Origin of the sequence: Ochrobactrum sp. C6C9 (assembly GCF_022627935.1) — a bacterium.
In the GTDB taxonomy this organism is placed as follows: Bacteria; Pseudomonadota; Alphaproteobacteria; order Rhizobiales; family Rhizobiaceae; genus Brucella; species Brucella teleogrylli.
The window spans coordinates 1-25,748 of sequence record NZ_JABXGB010000004.1 but is presented as its reverse complement, the minus strand read 5'-3'; the positions used below and the strand labels follow the sequence as shown (position 1 = coordinate 25,748).

The following is a 25,748-nucleotide window of genomic DNA, read 5'->3' as shown; positions in this document are numbered from 1 at the left end:
ATTGGCCATTGTTCGACCGGCAAGGCACAAGCAACGCCGAACTACGCCGCTCGATCCCTCTCAACGCGATTTCGTCCGTGTTGCTTGGCACGATAGAGATAGCTGTCGGCGCGGGCGATTGCCGATTTAAACGGCTCGCCCTGTTCCAGCACTGTTACGCCAAAGCTCACGGTCAGCTGCAGATCGGCAGATATATGGCGCCATCGTCTGGCTGCAAATGTCTGGCGCAAATCCTCGGCCAGAGTGGTTGCAACCGACGCAGAAGTTCCGGGCAGGAGTGCCACAAATTCCTCACCCCCCAAGCGCGCCACGCAGCTTCCCGGGCCCGCCCGTTCCTGTAACAATTGAGCAAAATCAGTCAAAACCATATCGCCGGCATGATGGCCAAACCGATCATTCACCGTTTTGAAGTGATCAATATCCGCAAGAATGATTGTCGTTGGCTCGACCGACCCATTGGCCAGCTGAAACGAGCGCAGGAACGCCTGCAGACCTCTGCGGTTTGGAACACGTGTGAGCGAGTCCGTGTGAGCCATATCGCGATAGCCGTTGATCAGATCGATACTCACCGCAAGGACAATCGAAAACGTTAAGATAACGCCGCCGAAAAGCCCCGTATATTGCAGCATAACGCCCCAGAACGAACGGCTCCAAAAGCCGACCTCAGGCGCGGCGTCGCTCAAAAACAGATAGACGACACTCTGAACCAAAAGAAACGCGAAGATGGCAATAAAGGTCACAAAAAGTACATTCTCGGAAGAGGATTTCTTCTTTGCTCTCACCTGCCAGAGAGACGCCAATGTCAGTGATGCGCTGCCACTGAGTATCGACAGCGTCTCAAGCCTCACGCTTTGAAAAAGCGCCAGCGATAGTGCCGCTGCGCCAAGGAAAATCACGACAAGAGCGATTTCTAAAACCGGCTTCTTTGGCATTTTGAAATGGTAAACCAGCGCGCGGCAGCATAGGGCCACGCCCGCCAGAATGAGCAAGTCCTCTCCCAAAGGTTTAACCGCCGAGAATGTGGCCGTGCGAAAGAGCATCAGGCCATAGCCAGCTCCAAGCAGGCATAATCCGCGACCCCATAGAATTGTTGGAAAACCGAACCGGGCAGCAACAATCAGGCCAAAACCGCAAACAAGGATCAATAGTGGAACGGACCATTCCAAAGCGGAATTGATTATACGGCGGCCTTTACAATCATTTAGTTGAATACAGACTTAACTGATGTCAGAAGGTCGAGTATGCCACGCAAAAACGTGGATTGCTTACGCCGTCCTGTCCGCTGATCGACTAACACTTAAGGGCGCATTCAACAACCCACGGTTTACTTAAAATCAATCAAAACAATGTGTTAATCATACATGATTGGTGAGAACAGTGACTACATTATCTATAACGACCTGCTATCAGGGCGTACCTTTCCCAACGACGGCTGATATTCCATTCGTTGGCTTTGGGCACCACACTAACTGAGTGAATTCCTGCCTACCTGCAGAGGATCGAGCTACTGACAATAGGACGGCTTCTTACCGCTTACCATGCCGCAACCGCGCTTGATTTCATCCCTGATCAAATCGCATGAATTTCCCGAATTGCACGGCGGGTTGGTGGCGGGCGAAATTTCCTTGCATTGGTTGACGAGAATATTGGCCGCTTTCGCACCAATCTCTTGTTTACAATCCATGGCTGCATCGGAATCGTCCTGCTGTCCGATTTTTTTCAGCCAACCCAACTGCTGGCTCAAGAGACCTATTCTTTGGCGCGTCAGGACTTCCTTGCAATCCGCTTCAGACACCATGATCGCGTAGTTTACTTGCTGATAGCGGCATTCACTGTCGCGGTACTTGATCCAGTTGCGCTGGCTTTCCTTGAGCTGCGCTTGACTTCCATCCGGCAAGGCATTGATGACCTGACCATAAAGGTCATTCAGCCGGCGATCCGCCGCCTTCAAATCGGCATAGGCAAGAGAAGACTGGAGCACAGCAAACACAACCAAACCGAACATCATCAATCGCTGCATCGTCTCGCTCCTCTATCGCCTAAAATCTGAACGGGCACCGGCGGACCGAGCGTACTCGATCCGCCGTTACTGGTCTACTTGGTTGTATAACCGCCATTGACGAGAATTGTCTGCCCCGTCATCCACCAGCCTTCCGAGACCAGCAAGCGGATCCACGGAACAATATCGCCAATATCCGTCAGGCCTGTCTTCGAGAAGCTCGAAAGTGCTGCGGCTGTCTTGTGATAGGCCACCGCGTCCGCACCTTCAGCGGGGTAGAAGAACGGCGTATCCATGGGACCGGGTCCGATAGCGGTCACTGAAATCCCGCGCTCACCGAACTCTTTTGAAGCGGCGCGCGTGAAATGTTCGACGGGAGCCTTCGTACCGGCATAGCTCGAATAAAACGGCGTATAAGCGCCGAGCAGCGAAGTGACCAGCGTGCAGATTTTGCCGTTATCGTTCAGTTGCTTGCCTGCTTCCTTGATGAAAAAGAATGCGGCTTTCGCATTGACTGCGGACATCTCGTCATATTCAGCCTCGGAGATCTCGGTCATTGGCTTCTTCAAGACCTTGCCGACGGTATTGATGGCAATATCCGGCTTGCCAAGGGCTGCAATCGCGTCAGCGAAAAGCTTCTCCGTCGCGCCAGCCGTGATCAGATTGGCCTGAAATGCAACGGCTTCCGCACCTGCCGCCTTGACAGCGGCAACGGTGGCATCGGCATCCGCTTTGCTTGCTGCGCTGTTATAGTGGATCGCGATTGCCTTGGCGCCATGAGAGGCGAGATCACGCGCGATAAGCCCCCCCAGATTTTTCGCACCGCCAGCAATAATGACGGTTTTGCCTTTGATGGAATGATCGGTCATGGAAAGGGCCTCCTTTGAAAATTACCGAATTCATCAGCTATCCCTCCAGGAAGGGGCTGATACTCGCTATATGAGCATGCATATCTGAGTTATCGCTACTAAATCAGATGCTGTTATTCCTTTCTGATTGAATTCAGATATGACAGTCGTTTTCGAACAATGGCGGCTCTTTGGAACGCGGCAGGTTAAGAGACAACCTGCCTGCGTTCTTATATTTCGCCACGCCTTATCTTTGTGGGCGTTGTATGCAACCGTTCCCTTATAAGGGAAGTCATATGGCTTTGGCTTCCAAACCCGCAAATCCGCCAGATTTCGGCAAGCGGCAGATCGTCGGCGCGAATGAGAAGTTCTGCGCGCTCGACACGCAGATCAATGAGATACTGATGCGGGCTTTTGCCGGTAGTTTGACGAAAGGCGCGGGAAAAATGGCTGACGGATAAGCGCGCCAAACTCGCAAGGGTTTCGATAGGAATGGTATCTGCGAGATGCGAGCGCATATAATCGTCCACCGTGCGCCAGGCCCTTGCCGAGAAACCACCTGCGAGACCGTTATATGTAGTTTTCCTAATGGAAGAATGATTTCGCAGGAGATGCAGCCATAACGCGACATTCAGGGAATCCAGATACAGCAAATTGGAGCTGTCGTTTCCGCGTAAAATCTCCTCCCGCATGAGCCGCGCAAGCGCCAATGCGGTCTTATCTATCCGCCCAGGGCTCAACGGCCTTAACTCAAACTCATCCGTCTCAAATTCTACACCGGCCAGATTGCGCAACCGATCGCTTCCGAAACAGGACAGGATGTTTTCCTTTGGCGTGCGCCAGCGCGCGAAGAGATCAGCCTGATCCGGAATAAGCTCCAGCGATCCAACCGGGACATTCGCAGTGGTGCTTCGGTCGGAGCCTATTCTCGCCTCCCGTTTTATCTGCGGCGTGAGCAGGATAAGCGCGAAGGGATCTGGGGCCACAATCTGGATTTGATTTGGCCCGGTCCGGGTAAGGGTGACCGCGCTCTTATCGCTCTTGTGCAACTTACCCCATTCTTCGGGAATACTGTCGAGCCACTTCATCCGACCGCCGAGCTCAAAACCGTACTAAACCGTTCGTTTTGCGCAACAAAAGGGCGACCGCTGCCAGTTAACTGGGGGCGAACTGACAGCGGTCTGTCACAGTGCCTGCGTTGGAGAGTGCGGACAACCAACGAGGATCTGTGGACTTCGATTACCCACTCACGCGAAGGTAGAACTTCTTTTCTATCGAGAAAGGGCTGTGTTCGAGCAGAGGGATATTCGCGACCAAAAATGGCGCTCTGCAATTTTAGTCGCCAGGCGGCACGTCTGAAATCCATCCGCAGTTCGCCGATTATTAAAGATTCGCTTCTCAAACCAGCCGCTGACAGCCAGTATATCCGATCAACCATGCGCACCCCTTAAACGCAGTATTTAACACGCTCGTATTGACCAACACTCGATCAGAATACGCTACTTTGAATAGTCCTTAAATGAGCAACAGGTTTTGGGGAGGTTACGTAACCGTCACATCCACCGCGAAACGTCAGACGGGGTTGATATCGGACGGAATGTTACGGAAAAACTTTGGTATATAGCTTCCCTTGGGGATCGCGATATGGATGGGTTCCAGCTTTCCCTTCCCGTTATTGTAGACGTCCAGTGATTGTCGGAGCCTCTTGGCACTTGTTCTGACGAGTGAATCGCCTGCGAGATCGTGCCCGCTTTTCCGGTCAAATACATCCAAGGCGATTGTATATTCTTTTATTCTGTCCGCCCGCCCTGAAAGGGTTTCTTCGACAATATAGATAAGAAATTTCCGCGCACGCGGCGATCTGGAGAATTCGGCTGCGCTTGTCAATTTGGCAAGACATGCACGTATAGCTTCATCCATATCCGGAAATTCATTCTGTTCCACTTCCCGCTGATTTACGCCATTCATCGAAATAGTGGACGTCTTCGAAAAATCGGCAGACGTGCTGGAAGAATGCTGTATTTCCGCTCCGCTGTGCAGCACAGAGGCTTCGACCGTAACGGACGACTGATCCAACGCACGCGATTTCGATAAGGGAAGCGTATCGGGAACTCGGCTTATCCTATCTCGATAGGCAGCAATGATATCCAAATTTATTGTCAGGAGCACTGACAGCGCGAGTATAAGACCGCCGAAAAGACCTGTATATTGCAGAAAGACGCCCCATATGGAATTACTCCATAGACCAACTGTGGGATCGACGTCTTGAACAAATATATATGCAGCCGCTTGCATCAACAAACAAACCAGTGCAAAAGAAAAAACTGATATTAATATCCATTCACTAGCGGTTCTCATTCCAAATTTTACGCGCGATAAATATGAAATCAAAAGAACAGCGCATCCGGTTAGAACAGATAGACTTTCCAGTCTAACGCTTTGAAAATAGAACAATGAAAAAGCAGCCGCTGCTAAAGCGAGAAAAACAATCAGCGCATCAAAAACAGATAGTACTCGAAGCTTAAACTTGCTCGCAAACGCATGGCAGCAAATCGCAATCCCCGATATTATCAGGAGATCTTCACCAAGCGGTTTAATAGCGGAAAAGCTTTCAGTACGAATAAGCATCAACGAATAACCGACGCCCAAAAGACACAAACCGACGCCCCATTTTATGGTCGTCGCGTTCAACTTTGCCGCGACGATAAGTGCGATCCCGCAAAGGAAAAGCAGTATCGGAACGGACCACTCCAGGGCAGCAGTTAACATAGTTCAGGGCCTTTTCTTTAAACCGCGATAACGAGGGCAATAAAGGGGGGAACCCGCGCTATGCAATTTGGAGGGTTGATAGCCGCTCCTTTTAAAAATCGACTAACACCAGGTCTTTGGCCCTACAATAAATTTAATCGCTTATGCATTTCAAATGAGTATTTATTTCGTATATTTTCAGTGAACGCGCATATAACGGGGGACACTAAAAAGAATTCAGTATCCCGCTCGCGAGAACGGCACGAAAGCTTTCGATTGTTGATCCAGCCGTCCGTTTAGTTGTCGGTATCCGGATTATCGACTTCGCATCCCACGCCATGGCAACCGGTATAATTGCCTTGTGTATCGAAGTTCGGATTGCCGTCCCTATCGAACTGAGGCCGTGTATCTATCTGGCTTTCTTCACGGCGGCGGCGCTCCCGCTTGCGTTCACGATCACGCTCTTCCTGTGCCTGAATGCGATCCTGAGCGCGCTGCTCATCTTGTTCATGAAGCGCACTTTGTTGCATCATGCAGTTCGCGAAGGCATCGGTGCCCGGGCGAAAGCCGAAGGACGAACATTTGTCTTGGAAGACTTCATCTGCGGTGACACAGCCAGTGATTACCAAAGGCACAGCTGCAAGTATGAGGTACTTTAACTTCAATCGTGGCATTCGATACTCCTCATAAGGGGGGAACAGATGGCCGCGTGCGAGGCTATGCTGGATCAAGCCCGTCTCGAAAGAACACGGCACCAGAGCAACATTTAAACTTGGAAACACGACGACGACTGCATTTTTAGAGGCCTTTGTTAGCTGACTTCCTGTAGTTCACGATCTGCAATGTCATCCTGACTTAGAAAAGGGCGACCACGTCATTTCGTGGCAGCGACGCATCCGGCCAGAGATTAATCCACCCGACGGCCAATATTAACAGCCGCCGCGCCCCTGCCCATTAAGAGCTTCTTTTCTATGGCAGATTCGAAGTAAATACGAAATCTTATTTTGACGACGCATAACAACATTGCCATTTGCTTTGCGTTTTAAAGATAAGGGCGGCGCGTTTGCGCGCCCTCATCTATGCAACCTGCTAATCAGGGCTGTCCACCAAACATCCGACACCGTGACAGCCGATATAATTGCCATGCGTATCGTAGTTGGGTTCGCCGTTTCTATCGAACTGCGGTGTGTTATCGATACGCTCAGAGCTATCCGGCCTGTCGACAGTGCACCCAATGCCGTGGCAGCCATTATAGTCACCGGAGTCACGGTAGTTGCTTGTTGCATGGCTGTGTTTGTGCTTGTTATCGGCAACCATTCCCTCGACGATTGCACCGAGAACTGCACCTGCGACAACACCGCCAATATCATGACCATGATGATCATACTGGCGCGCACCCGGATCGAACCCATCGCCCCGGCCATGGTGATAGCCACCGACATCTGCAAATACGCCGGAACACCCTTGCGCAACCCATATATAGCGGCTCTTTGGATTGTATCCCCACGTGCGGTTCAGTATGCAAGCAGAGCTTGACGTTTGATGGATAAGTTGTGGCCTGGACAGCGGCCCGGCGTAGCATTCATCGTATTTGTAGTCTCTTGAGCGGCACTCGACAGTCGTTTGAGCTTTTGCTTCGAGAGTGAACGGCGGCGCAATTGTTGCACCAACCGCGATAGCCCCCACCATGGTCAGATATCTTAGCATTCTTCCCTCCGAATCCGTTGACATTCCGTCGTGCTGGTCAGAGTGCGCCTAGAACACGTGACCAATGCAACACAAACCCACGAGATATACTTATACAATTTCGTGATGACTTGTTTAGTGTAATCTGAATTAATGTTAACATAGAGAAAATTAGTAACTTATAATATACATCTATTTATGAGATAATGGGCGCGAGTTGGCTGCTGCACTTAAGTGCTGATCGCGACGCTACTGAAATGGAGTTCTGCAAGGAAAGTGGCTTCGGCGAAGGTAATCGGCTGGAGAGGTATTTCTAAAAGCAATTAGAACGCGAAGACAGAGTGATAATTCGTCGCGCGACTATTCAATCGCCATTCTGTTGGTTCTTCTCAATCTGATAGGTAAGCCAGCGGCAGAACATGCCGATAATGGATGTTGCCGCGCCGGATATCAAACATATCGTCGGCAAAATACTTTTATGCGCGCCGTCCCAACTAACGACTGCCAACAGCAAAACGCTTAGCGTGGAAACGAGATAGCCAGCACCCTTCAGTTTGTGCAAGGAATTCGGGCTCATCCTCGACCCCATCTCGCTAATCGTTTTTAACGCGCTCAACAAGCTGAGCGAATGGCCCGTCAATATATGCCTGTAGCGTCGGGAGTGCCTCGGCCTTGATGCCCTTCTGACCGAGAAAATACTTGATCAGTGCATCGGAGCCTTTCATGAACTTGCCCCGCTCAACCTCTGCAGCGGGGAAGCTCAAATCCTCCAGCACCGGGGACAATTTTTCCCTGATCTGAGCCTGCTCAGTTGTTCCTTCGGCAAACTCGATAAGCTCAATACAATCAAGCATTCCGGCTTCCAGCAATGCGAGCCGCAGTTTGAAACAGAAAGGGCAGCCTTTCTTCAAATAGACCACAGGCTTGCTTAAAGCGGGTTCAGGCGCATCGGATGCCGATAGCCCTTCTCCCAGGGCGCCGGTGACGCCTCCGGTTTCCTCGTCTGGTCCAGGCTTGCTATAGCGATCATCGTCTGCGGTGCGAACTGATTTGGGCTGATTGTTCATGTCTCCCTCACTGGCATTAGCGGACAAACGGGCAAGGCACTTGGTTACAGTTTTACGGCCTCTTCGCGTGGCCAGAACCTGAGCTTGCGGCAAGCTTCGACAAAAGTCGGAATCGAAGTCGCACTGTCGATGGAAAGAAGGCCCTTATCGGCATCCGGCGCTATGCCCGCCTTTGCAAGGAGCGGAAGGGCCCCGGAATTGAACCCGATGAACTTGCAATGCGCAAAAGCATCGGCCACGAAATCACGCGCTGCAGCTTCTCCGGTCAATCTATTGGCCGCCTCTTCTGCCAGGACAAGGGCAACGGCGTCAAACACAACAGAGGGGCCACCATCAATCATATGATGGGCCACGATCCATTCGCCAGCAGAGGTCTCAAAACCGCCAACTGTTGGAGAGACAAGTTCTATCACCGCTCCTTCTGTCACAGCCGCTTCACGGATCGCTTCAATCAGTTCCATATCCGTCCCATTCGCCACAAGAACGCCGATCTTGCGGCCCTTGAAGCTTGAGGGACCATTTTCAATAATGCTGAGCGCTGGCGACAGAGGGAGATCCTGGCGAACGGGTGCAAGAGCATCGGCAGGCTTTGGCATTGTGCGGATGCCAAGCCTCTCCGCGACCTCGTTTGCCAGCCCCTCTTCAATATTCATCAAATGCGAGACCATCCGTTCGCGGATAATGGGCGTTTCTACTTTCGACAGTTCGAAGGTCAACGCCATCGCAATATGTCTTTGCTCAACCGATGTCTGGCTCAGATAGAATTGGCGAGCCTGGCTATAATGATCGTTAAAACTCTCCGGGCGCAAACGTACTTTTTCACCGCTTTCCTGCGCCTCAAAAGACCGGAAGCCGTTGACTGGATCGGGCCGCGGCCCCTTCCCCCAGGAATTGGGCTGATAATTGGCCCGGCTGTCTGGATTGCGCATCGCCATATGCCCGTCCTGCTGAAAATGCGCAAACGGACATTTGGGCGCGTTGATGGGAAGCTGGGTGAAATTCGGTCCACCGAGCCGCTTTAACTGCGTATCTAGATAGGAAAAATTGCGCCCCTGAAGCAAAGGATCGTTTGAGAAATCAATGCCGGGCGGCACATTCTGCGTCATGAAGGCAACCTGCTCGGTCTCCGCGAAAAAGTTCTCCGGCATGCGGTCAAGGACCAGCCGACCGACCGAAATCGGCTGGAGAATTTCTTCGGGTATCAGCTTGGTCGGATCCAGCACGTCGAAATCGAAGCTGTCGGCAAATTCCTGATCGAAGAGTTGCACGCACAATTCCCATTCCGGGAAGTTACCGGTTTGAATGGCAGTCCAGAGATCGCGCCGGTGAAAATCCGGATCGGCCCCATTGATCTTCACAGCCTCGTTCCAGACGACCGATTGCAGTCCGAGCTTCGGTTTCCAGAGAAATTTGACGAATGTCGATTGATTGTCCTCGTTCACGAAGCGGAACGTATGGACACCGAACCCTTCCATGAAGCGAAACGAGCGTGGGATTGCGCGGTCCGACATGATCCACATGATCATGTGCATGGATTCCGGCGTCAGGCTGATGAAATCCCAGAAATTATCGTGAGCGGATTGTGCCTGCGGAAAAGCGCGATCCGGCTCTTCCTTCACGGCATGAATGATGTCAGGGAAGCGTATCGCATCCTGAATGAAGAAGACTGGAATATTGTTGCCGACGAGATCCCAATTGCCTTCCTTGGTGTAAAACTTGACCGCAAAACCGCGCACGTCACGGGCGAGATCGAACGAGCCTTTTGAACCCGCAACCGTGGAAAAGCGGACGAAGACCGGTGTTTTCTCGCCAACGCGCTGGAATATATCGGCGCGCGTATATTCGGAGATCGACCGGGTGGTCTCAAAATACCCGTGCGCGCCATAACCTCTCGCATGGACGACACGTTCCGGTATGCGTTCATGGTCAAAATGAAAAATCTTTTCCCGAAAATGGAAATCCTCGATCAGCGTTGGGCCGGATTCGCCGATTTTAAGCGTATTCAGATCGTCTGATACCGGCCCGCCCTGAGATGTCGTCATGACCGGAACATCGTCAGTCGCAATCTGGTGAAGATCGCCACTGTTGCCGGGAAAAAGCTTCTGGTCGTGGATTGTAATCGGCTTGTCTTCGGCGCTCGGCCTTTTGCTCGCGGGCATGGTTCGCTTCCCCTTTTTCAACGGTTGTGAGCCACTTGGAGTGACAGGAGCTTGCGTCCTAACCTTGCGAATTGGGGTTTGTTCCAAACTGCCGCCTGCGCTTGTCTTTTAAATCAGGCGCGCCAAGACAACTTTGCTAAGTTTCCGGGACCGTTACGGCGAGACTTTCGGGGCATTCAAACGCGATTTTGGCCCGCTGACAAAACCGGACCCTCGCAACCAGAAGCGCCAGGGCTTCTCAACTGCTCGACTGATACCGATGCGCGGACCGCAATCCACAGTGCATGGCTGTTCAGGCGCCGAAAGCAAAAACGGGGCGGCATCGAGCGCAGCCCCATCCAACTCGCCGGAAATTGCCAAAGCCTGGGCAAGCTTCGCCGGCCCCGAACAAAGCTGCTTAAGGTCCGTCATACCTCGCCGTTCCTGCATGAGCGGTATGCCCTGTCGCGGCTCAATTGCCCGCAGGAGTACGGCAGATGCATCAGCGCAGACAATGTTCATGCACCAATGCAGGCCATATATCCGATAAACATAGGCGCTGCCCGGACGTCCAAACATGGAGGCGTTTCGGCGCGTCGGACCAGAGAAACTGTGAGAGGCCGGGTCAGTTCTGCAATAGGCTTCAGTTTCGACAATCAGACCGCCGACTTCGCCGACGCGAAACGTCCAGCCAATCAGTTGCGGAGCGATCTCTACAGCGCTGCGGTTCAGAAACATGCGCACAGCATCATTATTGTTCATGAAGGCCTTTAGCGCCGGTGTTTTCAAGCCGAAAGCGGTTCCTTTGAAAACAAGCACAGTTAGGTGTCATCCGCAATGACCCCTTGGCGTGCATTAGAATTTGCTACCCCAGTGTTCGGCTGATGACGATCTGCGTACTTCTTGTGCGAGAGCCGGGCAGAAAGCTCTACAATATAGTTCTGGTCCCGCAGCCCGCTATCATAGAGAAGCAGGATGGATGACGCCAAATCCCGGCCCGAATATTCATGATCACTCTCTTCGAGGATGATCGCCGCCAATGTATAACAACTGCGCATGAAGTCGACCTCGACCTGACTGTAAATGCGGCTTGCTTCGTGGAATAATGGCATGTCTGCCTCCATTAAAAAACCATTATGCGCCTACTTCTCAGCCGCGTATTAAAGGGTCTGCTAACGTACAGACCATATAGCTTTCCCGCGGTCTCCGTTCTTCAGGCCGCCTGTTGCCACTATCGGACTCCCCTTCTAAGTCCCATTTCTGCAAAGCTGCTCGTTTTGAAGTACATCTCAACAAAGCGGCTTTCCCGAAAGTGGCTCCTGATTGGCTGGCTTTGCCGGAATTGTCCGCTAGCGTACCAAAAATCATTTGCCGGATCAAAGTGTTATAGACTTAAAACCGTCAAAGAGGATTGGGAGCGTGACGGCGAGGCGCTCGTACTCTGCCCGAAGAAAAACAAGATGTACGACAGAAATACAGTGAAAAACCGCCTGTTAAAAAGCCTTCCGCCAGACATCTACAATCAAATTCAAACTTTATTGGAGCCTGTTACCCTGGAACGTGGACAGGTACTCGTTAAAGCTGACCAACCTATCGATTATATTTACTTTCTCTGCGAAGGCATCGGATCGGTCATCACCGTGTCTGATAAAGGTCCAATGGTGGAAGCGGGCATGTTCGGTCGCGAGGGATTTTCGCCCACATCGGCGGCCGTTGGCGCAACGACCAGTATCCATGAGGTCGTCATGCAGGTCAGTGGTTCTGGCCATCGGATCGAAATCGGCTCGGCGCGGGCGGAAATCAACCGCAACAGCTTGTTCGCCAATTTGCTGGCTCGTTACATTCAGACCTTCGCCTCGCAATTATCCTACACAGTCTGGGCGAATGTGAATCTGCATATTCACGAACGTCTGGCTCGCTGGCTTTTGATGTCTCACGACCGGACCGACGGGGATGAAATCGTGCTCACCCACGATTTCATCGCGTTGATGCTCGGCGTCAGACGTCCCAGCATCACGACCGGCCTGCACGTGCTGGAAGGGAAAAAGCTGATCATATCCGAAAGAGGCCGTATTACGGTTCGTGATCGAAAGGGTTTGGAGGATTTTGCCGGTGAAGCCTACGGCAAACCGGAAGAGGAATATCGTCGTCTTTTTGGTCTGAGCGGTTAGACCGGATCGGAACGGGCGCGGTCAAAACTGCCCATCAGACGTGAATACTCTTTTTCCGGCCAGCCGTAAGCATCCCGCGCATATTGCTCCAATTCTCGGCGGCTGCGAATGATAACCGCTCCGCGCACGGATTTGATCAGCCCCAGCCCCTCCAATATATGGAGCGAAGTGGTCACGCTTGGTCGCCGGACCGCAAGCATGATAGACATGAATTCATGGGTCAGGGCGATTTCGCTGCCAGATATCCGATCGTCACACATCAATAACCAGCGCGCGAGGCGTTGAGGAACATCGTGAATGGCGTTGGAAGCCGCAGTGTGGGCCAGTTGAACCGAAAAGGCTTCTATTGACCGGATCATGATATTGGAAAAATTGCAGCTACTGGCCATCCAATGACGAAACCGGTCATAGGGTATTTCGTACGCTTCGCCTGCGACCTGTATGAAGACATCGTAAGAGCTTGTTTCAACACCGGCAATTGCCGAGGTCGGCACATAACCGTCAAATCCAAACAGCCCCGCCTCGGCCCGGTGACCTTCGGCGGTCGTCACCACAATGGAGCCGATGCCGGATGTCATAAAATAGACTTTTGTGATTGACCGGCCTTTTTCCGCAATAATGACACCTCGCGGAAGATCGACATGCACGGTTTCACGGATGATCGCAGCATAATCGTCAGGCGGGAGCAAAGCCAAAAGCTTGTTCGCCATGGCGTCTTGGCTGGGAAATGACATACATGCACCTCTTCTGGGTCCCTCACCCAGGGACAACAACCAGAAGAACGCTTGGTTCCGAAATAGCCGCCATCCCAACTTCGTGGAGGCGCTTTGATGAAGAAGCAGAACCCGGCCCATCGAGCAGGCAAGTTCTTATTCAATGCTTGCCGGCGGAACTCAAATCGCCTTCAAGCTGTGTTCTTGCTCTGTTGAGCCGGCTTTTGATGGTGCCGATGGTGCAGCCCGCTTTTGTGGCGGCGTGCTCATAGCTCAAACCATTAAAAATCACCAGTTCGATGACGTTCCGGTGAAGTGGCGATAACCTGTCATAGGCGCGCCCGACATCCTGCAATTCCATGGCCCAGTCTTGCGACGGACCGATGGTGGGCCCGTCCCACTCCTGCATGACATCCTCGCGCTGCGCTCGCTTGATTTTGCTGCAGAAAGTGTTCTTCATGATGGTGAAGAGCCAGGACTTCAGCGGCCCAAACGGCACATATTTATCCTGGTTCTTGAGCGCCTTCACCACTGTCTCCTGAACCAGATCGTCCACATCGGTGGATTGGCGACACATGGTTCGCGCAAACTGATGGAGCGCGGGTAAAAGTTTCAGCAACTCATCTTCGAAATCGGGATTGGATGACATGGTAACTCCTCCTGCCCACCCGGTGAGATAAGGCCTCTCGAAGCTATTGGTTCCGACGCAACTGCAATTGGTACGTTACCGTACATTTTTTCGGCAGGCATGGAACAACGCGGAGCGCGGCGGGTTAGGACCAACCAATTCGAGGAGCGTGACATGAATATTCTGACGATCAATGTTCGCAGCGATGAAACGCCAGTAGTCGTGGAATTTGTCGGCGAAGCGGAAGAGAAAATTACAGTTCAACTTACGCCCAGCGGTTCGTCAGAACGAAATGAACAACTCGAGCAGGCGGCAAACTGTCTGTCGCAGGCGATAAAGACGGTCGAGATAGAATTGGGGCGGGCAACCACGCCCCCGCAACGAGATGATGAAAATCAGCGCCTTGAAAAAGGTTTGAAGGACAGTTTTCCGGCAAGCGATCCGGTTGCCGTGACAACGCCATCGACACCGGCCTCAGCCGATCCAAAATCCTGAGGTTTGTCTTTTCGAAACGCAGATGGGGATTTCGATGAAAAGCGATCTTGTCGTCCCGCCGCCCTCATTGCATCGCATCTCATGCCTGTAGAAACGGGTCTTTTGCGGGGTAAGCTCCAGCCCGGCTCCGTGCATCTTTGTATCGACATGCAGAATCTGTTTGGACCAAACTCGCCATGGTTCGTTCCGTGGGTAGAACAGATTTTGCCACGGATCATCGATATCTGCACCGTCCAGCGTGACAACACCATATTCACGCGCTTTATCCCGCCAAAGCGCCCCGAGAATGCGGTAGGTATCTGGGTCGATTACTACCGAAAATGGGAAGCGCTCACGCTGACCCATATCGATCCTGCGCTAATTCAGCTTGTGGACCCGTTGAAGGATTTTGTGCCCCCCGCTGCCGTACTCGACAAGACAGTCTATTCGCCATGGACAGAAGGCCATCTCCAAACCTATCTGGTCAATAAGCGCATTCATACACTCGTTATCACCGGTGCGGAAACGGACCTTTGCGTACTCGCTACTCTGCTGGGTGCCGTGGATCGTGGATATCGCGTCATTATGGTTCATGATGCAATCTGCAGCGTTTCCGACCAAACGCATGACGCGATCATGTCGCTTTGCCACCAGCGCTTCAGTGAACAACTGGAACTGGTTTCCACAGAGGAACTGATAGACGCCTGGCGTTGAGGTTGGAGGTGTAGCCTTGCCGATCAGCGGCCCCAAATCAGGATAAGCGCCACTATAATCACTAGCAGGATCACCAGCGCCACTAAGAATGGCTGCACAGTTCGCTTTCTATCCTTCTCCCACTGACTCAGGGCCGAAGCGTGACTGGAGGCATTGCTGTCGTGCTTCATACTGTCTGGTGATTGTTCATGATCGCGCCCCGGAGAGGAACTGCCGCCCGCTTCGGAATCCGTTTCGAAAGGCGCTGCAGCCGGATCAAATCCAGGCGCCTTGTCACCGGTTTGTCCCTTCTGGATAGCACCGCGTATGCGGGATCCTTCGCTCGTTTTGTGTCCGTCCTTGTCCATTTTTGATCTACCTCGGCAACCAAACCCCACGTTGGCCCAGATGTTCCCGGTGCGCCGTCAGTGTTATTTGCCCCGGCGGCGTCTCCCAACATCGCCGGGGCAGGCGCTTAGCGTTCGAACACTCCAAGTGTTGCTTCGCGCCATCCATCCGATGAACCGTACCCTCGGATGTTCACGCTGGCAGTGCTGGAGGACGTGCAGACTCATCCGCAGCCTTGATAGCGGCAATGAAGCACTCTCTGGCTGTGTTGGGCTTGTTCTCAAGGTCGGCAAGACAGTTCTCGATGGCGCGCCAGAATTCCGCACCGCGGGCCTCATGCGGCCATTCTTCAAGAAGATATTCCGCAGCCATCGCCGTGTTCGTGACCGCGCAGTGTTTGCCCGTTCCGAACAATTCAACGTCAACAGGTTCACCCCAAGCCATGGCAGCCTCCCAAAAAGATGCCCTGCCTCGGCGGGGGCGAAAGGCAAGGCTGGTGACAGCCTGGCAAGCAATGTTCGAGCGGGACTGACACCAATTCTAGATCGGTGAGCCTAACCGCCTGCGCTTGAGTTTGTTCCCTGAAGATTTGAATTTGCCGCCATCGATTTCTGACGGCGATCCATGAATTTCTTGTTGGCGAGCCGGGCGGCCAGTTCGGTAATATAATTATGATCGCGAAGGCCGCTGTCATAAAGCAACAGTGTCAACGACGCCAAATCGCGCCCCGAATATCCCCGGTCACTTTCTTCTAGCATTATAGCCGCGTGAGTATAACAACTTCTCAGGAAGTCGACTTCAATTTGATTATAGATGCGGCTCGCTTCATTAAAAAATGGCATGTCTGGCTCCCGGCTTCGACATAACCAGCAAACCATATTCATTCTAATAAAGATATCATTCCCTGATCACTTAATATGTGAGTCAAGAAAAGCTCATCCGTACAAAAGGATGCGGTTATTCATTATTTTTCCGCGCCGCTTTCTTTGCACCCGTAGATAGAATTCAAAAATTCTTCAACTTACTATTACGTCAACTATTCGGACTTTTACAAGCTGCACGGACGGATAAGGGCGACCAGATGGTCGCCCCTACCAACTTTGGAACATTAACGCCTGCGACGATCATCATATTCGTAATCGCGGCGATCATCCCAACCGCGCCGCGACGCTTCGGAATGACCTTCTGGATCGCCGAACCACCCGCCATGGCCCCGACCAGTGGAACGCTGGTCATCGTCACGGCTTGCGTAACGGCGGTCATCATCGCGACTGGAATAGCTGCGTCGGCCGTCATCACGGTCATCGCGCCGTTCGTCCCAGCCCCGGCGGGCGGCTTCTGCATGCCCGCGAGAGTCACCGTACCAGCCACGACCACGATCATCGTCGTCATAGCGACTGGAACGACGGTCGTCGAAATCATCATTGCGGCTGGAATAGCGGCGACGATCGTCATAATCCCTGTCGTCGCGGCGTTCGTCCCAGCCACGGCGGGCGGCTTCAGCGTGTCCTTGCGGATCGCCAAACCAGCCGCCGTGGCTGCGTCCCCTGTCGTCATCGTCGTAATGACTGGACCTGCGATAATCGTCATCACGGCGGCTTTCGGCATAGTGGCGACGACCGCCGCCTCTGCTGCGGTCATCGTCACTGACAAGGCGGCCCTGATCGTCACGTTCTGGCATATTACGTGGCATTTTATCCTCCTGATTGTATGAATTTTGCGCGCAGTGGCGCATTGAGCTGCAAGAGCTCTTCTCCAGCTGCATTCCCGCAGCCGCGAGTCTTCCGGTTTCGATTATGCTGTACCCTTGGCGGATGGCGCCGTGGCCGAGCGGACCTTGATGTTGTTTTGAACATCCGCCACGCCCGCACATGCTTCGGCGCAATCCTCAGCGCGGCGTTTATCCTGTCGGGTTGCGACTTGTCCCTGCAAGATGACTTCGCCCTTCTTGACGCTGACCTCAATGTCGGAGGCATCAAGATCTGCATCTTCCATCAAGGCGTCAGAGACATCTTCCTTGATGCGCTCGTCCGTGCGGGTGTAACCCTTCGGTCCCTTTCCGCGATGCATTCCTGTGCCGCTTGAGGACTTCATCGGCTCATTGCGTGCGCCGTGACGCTCATAGCGGCTATCGCGCGCAAAAGATTCTCTTTGCGGAGAATTATATGCGAAGCGTTCCTCGTCATCGCTATAGCCGCGCGAACGATAATCACCCGGATAGCGTTCGTCATAGTCGCGGTAGTTTCCGCCACGGCTTTCATAATCACGGTCCCGGTAGGGTTCGTTATAATAGTCGTCGCGATCTTCGTTTTGGTATCGACCTGGCATATCACGTGCTCCTTTGGTCATTGGCAAATGACAGCCAACCCAACCGCAAGCGATTGCCTTTGTTCCTGCATGTTCAAATTTTCTGAGACCCGACCGTCGCTATCAATGAAATCGAACAAACAGCCGAGTATCAGCGGCTGAACACGTCCAGCCGCGCATGGTACATGCCTTCTCCAGTCAGCCGGAGGGCAGGCTATTCAACAGGTGTGTTAGGCAAGGCGATTGATATTTCGAGCGTGTTGTCCGTCCACGCCCGATCAAGTTGGGCCGCAAGGGCTGAGACCAGCGCCTTTTCAAGTCGCGTTCCGAATCCTTCGCTTGGTTGATCGTTATGATGTTCATTGCCCGTTTCCAGCCAATGAACGACGACAGCTTCCTGTGTTTCTTCTACGCTGACCAAAAGCTGGCCCCCTGTTACCGCCAGTGCGCCATGCTTGGCGGCGTTCGTCGCCAGTTCATGCAAAAGCAGCGACAGATTTGTCAGCGACTTGCCCGAGATTGCAGGATCAGCCCCGGAAATGCGAATACTCTGCTCATCATAGGGTTCTAGAATGGTGCGTAACAGAGTCTGAAGCGGCACCGAAGAAACCGTCATTTCGGCCTCTTCCCATGCCGGCATTGTCAGTTCATGCGCCCGCGCAAGCGCGGCTAGGCGCGCCTGGACGGTCTCGCGGAGTTCATCAACCTGCGTGGTCGATCTTGCGCTCAGCGAAACGATTCCGTTCGCCAGTGCGAAAAGGTTTTTCACACGATGCTGCATCTCGCCCATCAGGAGCAGCTGCTGCTTTTGTGCCTGCAGACGTTCTGTAATGTCGCGCGCGATCTTCGAAGCCCCAACAATCACGCCATTCGCATTGCGAATGGGTGAAATCGTCAACGAAATATCGATCAGCGTTCCGTCTTTTCGCTTCCGGATTGTTTCAAAATGGTCGACCCGGTTGCCATTGCGTATCGCGGCCAGAATAGCCGGCTCTTCACCCAACCGGTCGTCTGGAATGAGAATTGTCACCGGTTTGCCAATGACTTCTTCCGCCTGATAGCCGAAAAGGCGCTGTGCGCCCCTGTTCCAGCTCTTGATGATTCCTTCCAAGTTCTTGCTGATGATGGCGTCATCAGAACCGTCGACAATCGCAGCCAGCCAATCGCGGATGTCGAGTTCCGTATCGCTAAATTGCGGCCGGGCTGCTGCTGTGACGGACAACGTGAATCGACGTATACCGCCGGTCGAACCAACGAGCCGCTCATCGCCAGTTTGATCTTGATGACTTTCCATCTTATCCGCCCATTCCAAAAAGATTAATTCATATTAGTCGATCATGACGCGATATCAATTGTCTGAAATAAACCAACCGGATTCCAGGTGCAGGCGTTGTCCGCCCCTTCTCGTTCGCGCCGCAATTCCGTTCTTGCGAAAGGGTGTTTCGATCCCAAAGCTTGCAAGCGCAGCGACACAAGGAACAAAAATGTACGCGCCAGGTTAGGGAGCCCGAACTTGTATTGGCGCCAGCTGCCGTTCGAACGACACTTGCCAAGCTGACGTCAGCCCTACCTTACCACCTCAAGGCAGGGCATCTTTTACTGGGAGACCGCGATGGCTTGGGGAGAACCCGTTGATATTCAGCTCTACGGCTTCGGGAAGTATCAGGTCGTGACGAATACGCCGATGGCGTCGGAATGCCTTTTAAACTATTGGCCGGAAGGCGCCCAGGGCGAGGAATATCAGGACGCATTGCAGGCTGCCTCGCGGATATGGAGGGGCTGCCAAATACTGCCCGGGCGTCATTTATCAAAGCCGCAGAAGCGGCGGGACTGAAGGTCCGCCATAATCAAAAGCCCACGCTTAACTAAGCGGCGACGCCTTTTCCCAACTGTCTCTGCTTTTCCAACCGCTGAAGGGTTTCGCTCGTACGTTCTGACAGACACTGCAATGAAGTGGGCCTGCCAAAACATCTGTTTGGCGGCCATGTAACCGTATCATTACCAGATAAGCACTGTCTTAAGTATTCCCAGCCTGCATAAGCTTACGATAAGATCGAGAGTCCCGGTGCCGTTTCGAAAGATAGGAAAACGGTCACGTCTATATTGATGGTAACCAGGAATGGGACTGCTCGCCTCGCGTATCTCTCCTTTTCAGCCAGATTTGATTTGTCGCACCGCAGCCCGTACGCGCCCAGAGGGTGATTTTCACGGCGCAGCTTATGCCGATCAGTGTGAGTGTAAGCGGGGCCAATACTTCATTACGGAGGTCAGCAGATAATCCTTTCATCGTCCCCCCGCACCAGCCAAGTTTTTGGCGCCTACTATCTGATGCTCGACACACCAAGGAATAATCCATGAGCGAATCAGTTCATCCTCTTTTGCGCCTGCGAGACGGTCATCATGCGCATGTCACCTATGAAGAGCTTTTCTTCGATCTCGTTTACGTCTTCGCGGTCACTCAACTCAGCCACGCGCTGCTTCATCATCTGACCGCGTGGAGCGCGCTTGAAACGCTGGTGCTTTGGTTCGCGGTCTGGCTCGGCTGGCAATATACGTGCTGGGTCACCAACTGGTTTAACCCCGAACAGCTGAAAATTCGCCTTGTTCTGTTCGGCTGCATGGCGCTGGCGCTGGTCATGGCCGCCTCAATCCCGGACGCTTTTGGCGCAGGCGGCCTGATATTCGCCGGGTGCTATGTCGCGATGCAGCTTGGACGAACCAGCTTTATCGTCTGGCAATTGGGGCGGGGTCATCCGCTGGCAGCCAATTACCGGCGCATGCTGGGTTGGCTTACCCTTTCAGCCTGCTTCTGGATCGGTGGAGCCGTTGCGGAAGGGGAAGCCCGGCTGGCGCTTTGGATCGTGGCAGCGCTTTGCGAATATGTTTCGCCAATGATCGGCTTTGCCTTGCTGGGAATGGGCCGCTCACACGTCAGCGATTGGACGATCGAAGGTGGGCACCTCGCCGAGCGTTGCCAGCTCTTTGTCATCGTGGCGCTGGGCGAAAGTCTTCTAGCAACGGGCGCCACCCTTGCAGGCGCGGAAAACTGGAACATTGCCGAACTGTCCGCCATGCTTGCGACCTTTCTCGGCACCATCGCCATGTGGTGGCTCTATTTCGGGACGTCGAGCAAGGATGCGACCGCCCGCATTACGCAGGCCCGTGATCCGGGAAAGATCGGTGCCTATTTCCACTACATCCACGCCATATTGATTTTCGGCATCATCGTGAGCGCTGTGGGCAACGATCTTGCCATGGAGCATCCCGCAGGTCATGCCAGCGTGGCGCAAATTGTCGTCATCGCAGTCGGTCCTGCTATCTACCTGATTGGCAGCGCGATCTACAAATATGTCGTTTACGGTCGCCTCCCCCTGTCCCATATCGGAGGGGTCGTTTTGTTGGCTCTCATTGCGCCGTTCGCACAGAGCGCCGATCTTCTCACGCTGGGATGGCTTACAACCGCCGTGCTTTTTGGTATCGGCTTATGGGAAAGCCGGACCAGGAGCGAAGTTTCCTTAAATGAAGGCGGCGTCCACCAATAAGGTGACGCCAGGTCTTTCTTTCACGGCGGCGCATCAATGGATGCGCCGCAGCAATCTTTCGCGATAGGTATCGACAATCACAGCAAGTATGATCACCGCGCCAATGATGATTGGCTTGTAATTATCGCCGATGCCGAGCAATTGCAGGCCGGTCGCCAGAACTTGCAGAATACAGGCGCCCGCCAGTGTGCCGACGATCGAGCCTTTTCCCCCAAAGAGACTGGTCCCGCCGATAATGACTGCCGCAATCGCGTTCAGTTCATAGCCGATACCGGCGATCGGGCTGCCAATATTCAAGCGCAGCAAATAGACGATCGCGGCGATACCTGCGGTGACACCCGAGATGACAAACGCAGCAATCTTATACGTGTCGGGATTATGCCCCGACAGACGGACCGCCTCATCATTGGCCCCAACGGCGTAGATCATGCGACCGAAAACAGTAAACCGCAGTATGAACCAGCCTGCAAAAATGACCGCCACTGCCACCAGAAAGATTGAGGGCAGAAAGCCGCCGATGATCAGATTACCGAAATCGACGAAGCCTTGCGGCAGTCCCGTAATGGTGGAGTTGTTGGACACCACGCGCGCTGCACCAGCGGCTATATTCAACATACCGAGCGTCACAATGAAGGACGGAATCTTCCAGAAGGTCGACACCTTACCGTTGATGTAGCCACAAAACCCACCAACTGCGATGCAAGCCAGCACGGCAAGCGGTATCGATAATCCGGGTTCCAGACCTGATGTCATGATGAGCGCACCTATGACCGTGCAAAGCGCGAGCACCGAGCCAACGGAGAGATCAATGCCGCCGGTCAGGATGACGAAAGTCATCCCCGCCGCGAGAACCGTATTAATGGCGATCTGGACGAAAATCTTCAACGCGTTGCCGGGCGTGGCGAAATAAGGCGCGGTGAAAGAAAACACCAGCGTGATCAGTAAAAGAGCTAGAAAAACGCCAGCGTCACGCAGCAAGAAGCGTTTCAACTTCTGTCGGTCCGCTGCTGCGGATCTCTCGGGCACAGAGGGCTTAGCTGTCATTGAACATGCTCCTGATAGGCAAGCGAGAGAATACGCTCCTGATCAAATTGCGACCGACGCAGTTCTCCTACCAGCTTGCCATTGGAGAACACGATAATGCGGTGACACATGCCAATGAGTTCAGGCAAATCCGAAGAGACCATAATGATTGCTTTTTGATTTGCGGCCAGCATCCAGAGTAATTGATAGATTTCGCGTCTGGCACCGACATCGACGCCCCGCGTCGGTTCATCCAGGATCAATGTTGAGGAACCGCGAAACAGCCATTTTGCAAGCACCACCTTTTGCTGGTTACCACCAGACAAATTGCGCACCGATGTGCCTATGGAGGCCGTTTTGATCCGCAATTGCTCAACCAGTTCCATAACGGATTTCTTTTCTTCGCCTTTGTCCAGCAATCCGCCATGGGAGATTTTCTTCAAATCGGTGATCGTCGCATTTATGTCTACAGGCATATCCAGCATCAGCCCCTGCCCCTTACGATCTTCGGTCAGGAAACCCAGTCCATTTCTGACAGCATCTTTGGGATTGCGAATATTTACCGGCTTGCCGTCCACACGGATTTGTCCCCCGCCTTTGGGATCAGCACCGAAGATCGCGCGCATGATCTCCGTGCGGCCCGATCCTACCAGACCTGCCACACCCAGAATTTCGCCCTCGCGCACCGAAAAGGAGACCGCAGGGTCTGTTGTCGATCGTGTAACGCTTTCGACCTCGAGGGCAACCGAACCTGGCACGATGGTGGAGTCGAAGCTATATTCGTCTGCAATATCCCGCCCAATCATCATGCGGACCAGATGGGGCACGCTCAGCCCCTCAAAGGCGCGCGTTTCAACCAGACGACCGTTGCGCAAAACGGTGACCCGGTCACCAATTTCAAAGACTTCATGCAGGCGGTGCGAGATATAAATGATAGTTACACCCCTGACCTTCATTCTCCCGATAATGGCAAAGAGCCGTTCAATTTCAGGCGGTGTCAGTGTCGCCGTCGGCTCATCCAGGACCAGAAGCTTGCTATCATAGCCAAGCGCCTTTGCAATTTCGACCAATTGCATTTGCGCGACGCCCAATTCGGAGACAAGTGTGCGAGGATCTAACGCCAGCCCAACCTCGTCCAGCAATTCAGCGGCACGCCTGTTGAGCGAAGCCCGATCCAAGATGCCGCAACGTCGCGGGAGCCTTTCCAACATCAGGTTTTCCGCTATGGAAAGGTGTGGAAGTAAATTGAGTTCCTGATGAACAATACGAATGCCCTGAACTTGCGCATCATGCGGCGTCTTGGGCCGATAGGGCTGATCATTCAGAACAATCTCGCCAGCGTCCGGCTGATAGATACCGGCAAGCAGTTTGATGAGCGTTGACTTGCCAGCGCCGTTTTCACCCAGAATAATATGCGTTTCGCCGCGCAACAGTTGTAGATTGATACCCTCCAGAGCAGTTACGCCCGGAAAGACTTTGCCGACGTTTTCAAGCTTCAAGATCGCGTCGGCTGACTGCATACTATTCCTGCCTGTTGGAGTGACGGAAGGCCGCAACGGAGTGCATCCGATGCGGCCTCGCTATCTTGCGAGTTCCTAAAGGTCCTTGGCGGTAATCAGCTTGATATCCGTCTTGACCCAGCCTGAGAATTTTTCTCCCGCCAGTTCCTTAAGGCCATAATCGATGCCCATTGCCGCCATCTGCGCGCCGAACTGGTCGATCGTGGCCAGCATCTTGCCGTCCTTGATCAGTGGCTGTACGGCGGCAATATTGTCGAAACCAACGACTTTGATCTGGCCTGACTTGCCTGCTGCATCAAGCGCCTTCACAACGCCCAGCGCCATTGAGTCATTGGCTGCCATAACGCCCTGAATATCCTGATATTGTGTAAGGAAATTCGTCATGAGTGTGTTGGCTTCTTCTGTCTCCCAATGCGCGGTCTTGGAATCCAACAGTGTCAAGCCGCCTTCGGCCACAGCATCATCGAAACCCTTCTTGCGCTCCTTGGCATTGTCGGCCTCGGGATTACCTTCGAGGATAACCACCTTACCGCCCTTGCCGAGTTCCTTGGCAAGTGCCATGCCGGACAGCTTTGCGCCTTCGCGATTGTCGGGTCCGAAAAATGCCAGATCGACACCGGCCTGCTTCTTCGCCTCTTCATCAAGCGCCACGTCGATATTGATGACCTTGATGCCAGCTTCCAGCGCCTTCTTCACCGGTGTGACCATAGCCTTGGAATCGGCCGGCGCCAGAACGATCACATTGAACTGCTGCGTGATGAAGTTTTCAACCGCATCAACCTGGGCGGCGAAATCTCGTTCGTCTTTCATGCCAACAGCGGCAAAGGTAAACTTGTCCGTATTCTTGGCCGCATAATCTTCAGCACCGGCCTGCATTTGCTTGAAAAACTCGTTTGCAAGCGACTTCATGACAAGCCCGATTTTGGGTTTGTCCGCTGCAAAAGACGGTAAGGACGGCAAAAGCAGAGCGCCTGCTCCAGCCGCGCTGGTCGTTAGAAACTGGCGTCGCGAAATTGAACCTAGACCCAGCCCATTAATAATTGAACCTTTAGTCATGAATTCCTCCCCTCGCTTCAGCATTAAGCTTGAGCGTGAATTCAAGGTAGAGCCGGAAATGGAAAACTGTCAAGACTACAGAAAGTGGGAGATTATAAGTAACCCGCTAGGGCGAATACATTCGATAAAATTGAATGGCAGATAGTATTTTCCCAGTTTCTTGGGTCTAAGTGCCCGACTCAAAATTCGAGCCTTGCGATACGCCGTGTCATTCGCCTGATTGACGAGATGAACATCCATGCCTCTGCGGATGCAATTGAAGCCTCCCAATCTTTTGCCAGACGGCGGCAGCGGTTGAGCCAGGCGAAGGTTCGCTCGACGATCCACCGTTTGGGCAAAACTACAAAACCTTTGGCCTGATCGGATCGCTTGACGATTTCAATTGCCAGCGCTTTGAGATGTGCCACAGCAGTTGTCAGCTTTTCGCCAGCATATCCGCCATCGGCAAAGAGTTTCGCCACGGTGGGATAGTTGTCACAGGTGCGATTGATCAGATCAGGTGCACCGTCCCGGTCCTGAACGTCGGCACCATGCACGATGCCTTCCAGCATATTGCCCGTCATATCGGTCACGATATGGCGCTTGCGCCCTTTGATCTTTTTGCCAGCATCATAGCCTCGTGGACCGCCAGATTCCGTCGTCTTGACCGACTGGCTATCGATAATAGCGGCTGTCGGCTCCGCCTTGCGGCCTTCCGCCAGCCGTGTCACCGCAACCAGCATTTCATTGATAAGATCAAGCAAGCCGTTGTCGCGCATCCGGTAGAAATGGTACTGCACCGTCGTAA

29 protein-coding genes are annotated in these 25,748 nt (G+C 53.2%); 5 read left to right on the top strand and 24 right to left on the bottom strand.

Annotated elements, in window-relative coordinates; genetic code table 11:
* Positions 1-41 precede the first annotated feature (41 nt).
* The 12 genes from HWD97_RS04015 to HWD97_RS03960 all read right to left on the bottom strand — a co-directional run bounded on the left by HWD97_RS04015 (position 42) and on the right by HWD97_RS03960 (position 11,598).
* Positions 42-1,040: a GGDEF domain-containing protein gene (locus HWD97_RS04015; protein ID WP_371834751.1), complete on the bottom strand. Its 999-nt coding sequence runs from the start codon at positions 1,038-1,040 to the stop codon at positions 42-44.
* Between the two features lie 464 nt (positions 1,041-1,504).
* Positions 1,505-2,020: a lysozyme inhibitor LprI family protein gene (locus tag HWD97_RS04010; RefSeq protein ID WP_109365610.1), complete on the bottom strand. Its 516-nt coding sequence runs from the start codon at positions 2,018-2,020 to the stop codon at positions 1,505-1,507.
* A gap of 74 nt (positions 2,021-2,094) precedes the next feature.
* The gene (locus tag HWD97_RS04005; RefSeq protein WP_109365609.1) at positions 2,095-2,868 is read right to left on the bottom strand and encodes an SDR family oxidoreductase; all 774 of its coding nucleotides are present in this window, start codon (positions 2,866-2,868) and stop codon (positions 2,095-2,097) included.
* Between the two features lie 209 nt (positions 2,869-3,077).
* Complete coding sequence (locus HWD97_RS04000; RefSeq protein WP_283735563.1) at positions 3,078-3,935, bottom strand: AraC family transcriptional regulator; 858 nt, start codon at positions 3,933-3,935, stop codon at positions 3,078-3,080.
* 484 nt (positions 3,936-4,419) lie between these two features.
* Positions 4,420-5,616, bottom strand: coding sequence for a hypothetical protein (locus HWD97_RS03995; RefSeq protein WP_371834750.1), 1,197 nt, complete (start codon positions 5,614-5,616; stop codon positions 4,420-4,422).
* A 275-nt stretch (positions 5,617-5,891) separates the two neighbouring features.
* Positions 5,892-6,269, bottom strand: coding sequence for a hypothetical protein (locus HWD97_RS03990; protein ID WP_109365606.1), 378 nt, complete (start codon positions 6,267-6,269; stop codon positions 5,892-5,894).
* 415 nt (positions 6,270-6,684) lie between these two features.
* The gene (locus HWD97_RS03985) at positions 6,685-7,302 is read right to left on the bottom strand and encodes a DUF3011 domain-containing protein (RefSeq protein ID WP_109365605.1); all 618 of its coding nucleotides are present in this window, start codon (positions 7,300-7,302) and stop codon (positions 6,685-6,687) included.
* 343 nt (positions 7,303-7,645) lie between these two features.
* Complete coding sequence (locus HWD97_RS03980; RefSeq protein ID WP_371834749.1) at positions 7,646-7,858, bottom strand: hypothetical protein; 213 nt, start codon at positions 7,856-7,858, stop codon at positions 7,646-7,648.
* Positions 7,859-7,874: 16 nt separating this feature from the next.
* On the bottom strand, positions 7,875-8,348 hold the full coding sequence (locus HWD97_RS03975) for a hypothetical protein (RefSeq protein WP_371834748.1): 474 nt from the start codon (positions 8,346-8,348) through the stop codon (positions 7,875-7,877).
* 44 nt (positions 8,349-8,392) lie between these two features.
* On the bottom strand, positions 8,393-10,507 hold the full coding sequence (locus tag HWD97_RS03970) for a catalase (protein ID WP_319080427.1): 2,115 nt from the start codon (positions 10,505-10,507) through the stop codon (positions 8,393-8,395).
* Positions 10,508-10,660: 153 nt separating this feature from the next.
* Entirely contained in the window at positions 10,661-11,248 is a 588-nt protein-coding gene (locus HWD97_RS03965) for a DNA-3-methyladenine glycosylase (protein ID WP_109366385.1), read from the bottom strand.
* Between the two features lie 59 nt (positions 11,249-11,307).
* Positions 11,308-11,598: a hypothetical protein gene (locus tag HWD97_RS03960; protein WP_109366384.1), complete on the bottom strand. Its 291-nt coding sequence runs from the start codon at positions 11,596-11,598 to the stop codon at positions 11,308-11,310.
* A gap of 348 nt (positions 11,599-11,946) precedes the next feature.
* Between HWD97_RS03960 and HWD97_RS03955 the strand changes: the two genes are divergently transcribed.
* Positions 11,947-12,657, top strand: a complete 711-nt coding sequence (locus HWD97_RS03955; protein ID WP_109365601.1) for a Crp/Fnr family transcriptional regulator — start codon at positions 11,947-11,949, stop codon at positions 12,655-12,657.
* On the opposite strand, the gene HWD97_RS03950 is transcribed toward HWD97_RS03955, so the two are convergent.
* Together HWD97_RS03950 and HWD97_RS03945 are read right to left on the bottom strand one after the other, a co-directional pair.
* Complete coding sequence (locus tag HWD97_RS03950; RefSeq protein ID WP_109365600.1) at positions 12,654-13,391, bottom strand: Crp/Fnr family transcriptional regulator; 738 nt, start codon at positions 13,389-13,391, stop codon at positions 12,654-12,656. The two genes, HWD97_RS03955 and HWD97_RS03950, sit on opposite strands and share 4 nt — an antisense overlap.
* A 139-nt stretch (positions 13,392-13,530) precedes the next feature.
* A complete protein-coding gene (locus HWD97_RS03945; RefSeq protein ID WP_109365599.1) occupies positions 13,531-14,019 on the bottom strand; it encodes a sigma-70 family RNA polymerase sigma factor in 489 nt (162 codons plus the stop codon).
* 153 nt (positions 14,020-14,172) lie between these two features.
* Here HWD97_RS03945 and HWD97_RS03940 point away from each other — a divergent pair, with 153 nt between their 5' ends.
* The gene (locus tag HWD97_RS03940; protein WP_109365598.1) at positions 14,173-14,493 is read left to right on the top strand and encodes a hypothetical protein; all 321 of its coding nucleotides are present in this window, start codon (positions 14,173-14,175) and stop codon (positions 14,491-14,493) included.
* A gap of 81 nt (positions 14,494-14,574) precedes the next feature.
* A complete protein-coding gene (locus tag HWD97_RS03935; protein WP_109365597.1) occupies positions 14,575-15,186 on the top strand; it encodes a cysteine hydrolase family protein in 612 nt (203 codons plus the stop codon).
* Positions 15,187-15,209: 23 nt separating this feature from the next.
* Here the strand turns inward: HWD97_RS03935 and HWD97_RS03930 are convergent, their stop codons facing one another.
* From HWD97_RS03930 to HWD97_RS03905, 6 genes are all read right to left on the bottom strand, one after another.
* A complete protein-coding gene (locus tag HWD97_RS03930; protein ID WP_109365596.1) occupies positions 15,210-15,533 on the bottom strand; it encodes a hypothetical protein in 324 nt (107 codons plus the stop codon).
* A gap of 172 nt (positions 15,534-15,705) precedes the next feature.
* A complete protein-coding gene (locus tag HWD97_RS03925) occupies positions 15,706-15,957 on the bottom strand; it encodes a DUF982 domain-containing protein (RefSeq protein ID WP_109365595.1) in 252 nt (83 codons plus the stop codon).
* 110 nt (positions 15,958-16,067) lie between these two features.
* Entirely contained in the window at positions 16,068-16,355 is a 288-nt protein-coding gene (locus tag HWD97_RS03920) for a hypothetical protein (RefSeq protein WP_109365594.1), read from the bottom strand.
* Positions 16,356-16,621: 266 nt separating this feature from the next.
* Positions 16,622-17,206, bottom strand: a complete 585-nt coding sequence (locus tag HWD97_RS03915; RefSeq protein ID WP_147438014.1) for a hypothetical protein — start codon at positions 17,204-17,206, stop codon at positions 16,622-16,624.
* Positions 17,207-17,307: 101 nt separating this feature from the next.
* Entirely contained in the window at positions 17,308-17,841 is a 534-nt protein-coding gene (locus HWD97_RS03910; RefSeq protein ID WP_371834747.1) for a BON domain-containing protein, read from the bottom strand.
* Positions 17,842-18,034: 193 nt separating this feature from the next.
* On the bottom strand, positions 18,035-19,114 hold the full coding sequence (locus HWD97_RS03905) for a PAS domain S-box protein (RefSeq protein ID WP_109365592.1): 1,080 nt from the start codon (positions 19,112-19,114) through the stop codon (positions 18,035-18,037).
* A gap of 318 nt (positions 19,115-19,432) precedes the next feature.
* Between HWD97_RS03905 and HWD97_RS03900 the strand changes: the two genes are divergently transcribed.
* Entirely contained in the window at positions 19,433-19,654 is a 222-nt protein-coding gene (locus HWD97_RS03900) for a DUF982 domain-containing protein (RefSeq protein ID WP_342210473.1), read from the top strand.
* A gap of 520 nt (positions 19,655-20,174) precedes the next feature.
* A complete protein-coding gene (locus tag HWD97_RS03895) occupies positions 20,175-21,362 on the top strand; it encodes a low temperature requirement protein A (RefSeq protein WP_109365591.1) in 1,188 nt (395 codons plus the stop codon).
* 33 nt (positions 21,363-21,395) lie between these two features.
* Here the strand turns inward: HWD97_RS03895 and HWD97_RS03890 are convergent, their stop codons facing one another.
* The 4 genes from HWD97_RS03890 to HWD97_RS03875 all read right to left on the bottom strand — a co-directional run.
* Positions 21,396-22,406, bottom strand: coding sequence for an ABC transporter permease (locus HWD97_RS03890; protein WP_109365590.1), 1,011 nt, complete (start codon positions 22,404-22,406; stop codon positions 21,396-21,398).
* Complete coding sequence (locus HWD97_RS03885; protein WP_371834746.1) at positions 22,403-23,905, bottom strand: sugar ABC transporter ATP-binding protein; 1,503 nt, start codon at positions 23,903-23,905, stop codon at positions 22,403-22,405. The genes HWD97_RS03890 and HWD97_RS03885 overlap by 4 nt, the downstream gene beginning before the upstream one ends.
* 75 nt (positions 23,906-23,980) lie before the next feature.
* The gene (locus HWD97_RS03880) at positions 23,981-24,961 is read right to left on the bottom strand and encodes a sugar ABC transporter substrate-binding protein (protein WP_371834745.1); all 981 of its coding nucleotides are present in this window, start codon (positions 24,959-24,961) and stop codon (positions 23,981-23,983) included.
* Positions 24,962-25,140: 179 nt separating this feature from the next.
* A partial coding sequence (locus HWD97_RS03875) for an IS5 family transposase (RefSeq protein WP_371834744.1) occupies positions 25,141-25,748 on the bottom strand: 608 nt, incomplete at its 5' end.

Bases quoted from the DNA above. Each gene is read 5' to 3' on its own strand.
- HWD97_RS03905 (WP_109365592.1), bottom strand. From the start codon at position 19,114: ATGGAAAGTCATCAAGATCAAACTGGCGATGAGCGGCTCGTTGGTTCG.
- HWD97_RS03990 (WP_109365606.1), bottom strand. From the start codon at position 6,269: ATGCCACGATTGAAGTTAAAGTACCTCATACTTGCAGCTGTGCCTTTG.
- HWD97_RS03910 (WP_371834747.1), bottom strand. From the start codon at position 17,841: ATGCCAGGTCGATACCAAAACGAAGATCGCGACGACTATTATAACGAA.
- HWD97_RS03940 (WP_109365598.1), top strand. From the start codon at position 14,173: ATGAATATTCTGACGATCAATGTTCGCAGCGATGAAACGCCAGTAGTC.
- HWD97_RS03920 (WP_109365594.1), bottom strand. From the start codon at position 16,355: ATGCCATTTTTTAATGAAGCGAGCCGCATCTATAATCAAATTGAAGTC.
- HWD97_RS03890 (WP_109365590.1), bottom strand. From the start codon at position 22,406: ATGACAGCTAAGCCCTCTGTGCCCGAGAGATCCGCAGCAGCGGACCGA.
- HWD97_RS03945 (WP_109365599.1), bottom strand. From the start codon at position 14,019: ATGTCATCCAATCCCGATTTCGAAGATGAGTTGCTGAAACTTTTACCC.
- HWD97_RS03895 (WP_109365591.1), top strand. From the start codon at position 20,175: ATGAGCGAATCAGTTCATCCTCTTTTGCGCCTGCGAGACGGTCATCAT.
- HWD97_RS03970 (WP_319080427.1), bottom strand. From the start codon at position 10,507: ATGCCCGCGAGCAAAAGGCCGAGCGCCGAAGACAAGCCGATTACAATC.
- HWD97_RS03985 (WP_109365605.1), bottom strand. From the start codon at position 7,302: ATGCTAAGATATCTGACCATGGTGGGGGCTATCGCGGTTGGTGCAACA.
- HWD97_RS03930 (WP_109365596.1), bottom strand. From the start codon at position 15,533: ATGGACAAGGACGGACACAAAACGAGCGAAGGATCCCGCATACGCGGT.
- HWD97_RS03935 (WP_109365597.1), top strand. From the start codon at position 14,575: ATGCCTGTAGAAACGGGTCTTTTGCGGGGTAAGCTCCAGCCCGGCTCC.
- HWD97_RS03950 (WP_109365600.1), bottom strand. From the start codon at position 13,391: ATGTCATTTCCCAGCCAAGACGCCATGGCGAACAAGCTTTTGGCTTTG.
- HWD97_RS04015 (WP_371834751.1), bottom strand. From the start codon at position 1,040: ATGCTCTTTCGCACGGCCACATTCTCGGCGGTTAAACCTTTGGGAGAG.
- HWD97_RS03885 (WP_371834746.1), bottom strand. From the start codon at position 23,905: ATGCAGTCAGCCGACGCGATCTTGAAGCTTGAAAACGTCGGCAAAGTC.
- HWD97_RS03980 (WP_371834749.1), bottom strand. From the start codon at position 7,858: ATGAGCCCGAATTCCTTGCACAAACTGAAGGGTGCTGGCTATCTCGTT.
- HWD97_RS03915 (WP_147438014.1), bottom strand. From the start codon at position 17,206: ATGCCACGTAATATGCCAGAACGTGACGATCAGGGCCGCCTTGTCAGT.
- HWD97_RS03900 (WP_342210473.1), top strand. From the start codon at position 19,433: ATGGCTTGGGGAGAACCCGTTGATATTCAGCTCTACGGCTTCGGGAAG.
- HWD97_RS03975 (WP_371834748.1), bottom strand. From the start codon at position 8,348: ATGAACAATCAGCCCAAATCAGTTCGCACCGCAGACGATGATCGCTAT.
- HWD97_RS03925 (WP_109365595.1), bottom strand. From the start codon at position 15,957: ATGGCTTGGGGTGAACCTGTTGACGTTGAATTGTTCGGAACGGGCAAA.
- HWD97_RS04000 (WP_283735563.1), bottom strand. From the start codon at position 3,935: ATGAAGTGGCTCGACAGTATTCCCGAAGAATGGGGTAAGTTGCACAAG.
- HWD97_RS03995 (WP_371834750.1), bottom strand. From the start codon at position 5,616: ATGTTAACTGCTGCCCTGGAGTGGTCCGTTCCGATACTGCTTTTCCTT.
- HWD97_RS03965 (WP_109366385.1), bottom strand. From the start codon at position 11,248: ATGAACAATAATGATGCTGTGCGCATGTTTCTGAACCGCAGCGCTGTA.
- HWD97_RS03880 (WP_371834745.1), bottom strand. From the start codon at position 24,961: ATGACTAAAGGTTCAATTATTAATGGGCTGGGTCTAGGTTCAATTTCG.
- HWD97_RS03955 (WP_109365601.1), top strand. From the start codon at position 11,947: ATGTACGACAGAAATACAGTGAAAAACCGCCTGTTAAAAAGCCTTCCG.
- HWD97_RS03960 (WP_109366384.1), bottom strand. From the start codon at position 11,598: ATGCCATTATTCCACGAAGCAAGCCGCATTTACAGTCAGGTCGAGGTC.
- HWD97_RS04005 (WP_109365609.1), bottom strand. From the start codon at position 2,868: ATGACCGATCATTCCATCAAAGGCAAAACCGTCATTATTGCTGGCGGT.
- HWD97_RS04010 (WP_109365610.1), bottom strand. From the start codon at position 2,020: ATGCAGCGATTGATGATGTTCGGTTTGGTTGTGTTTGCTGTGCTCCAG.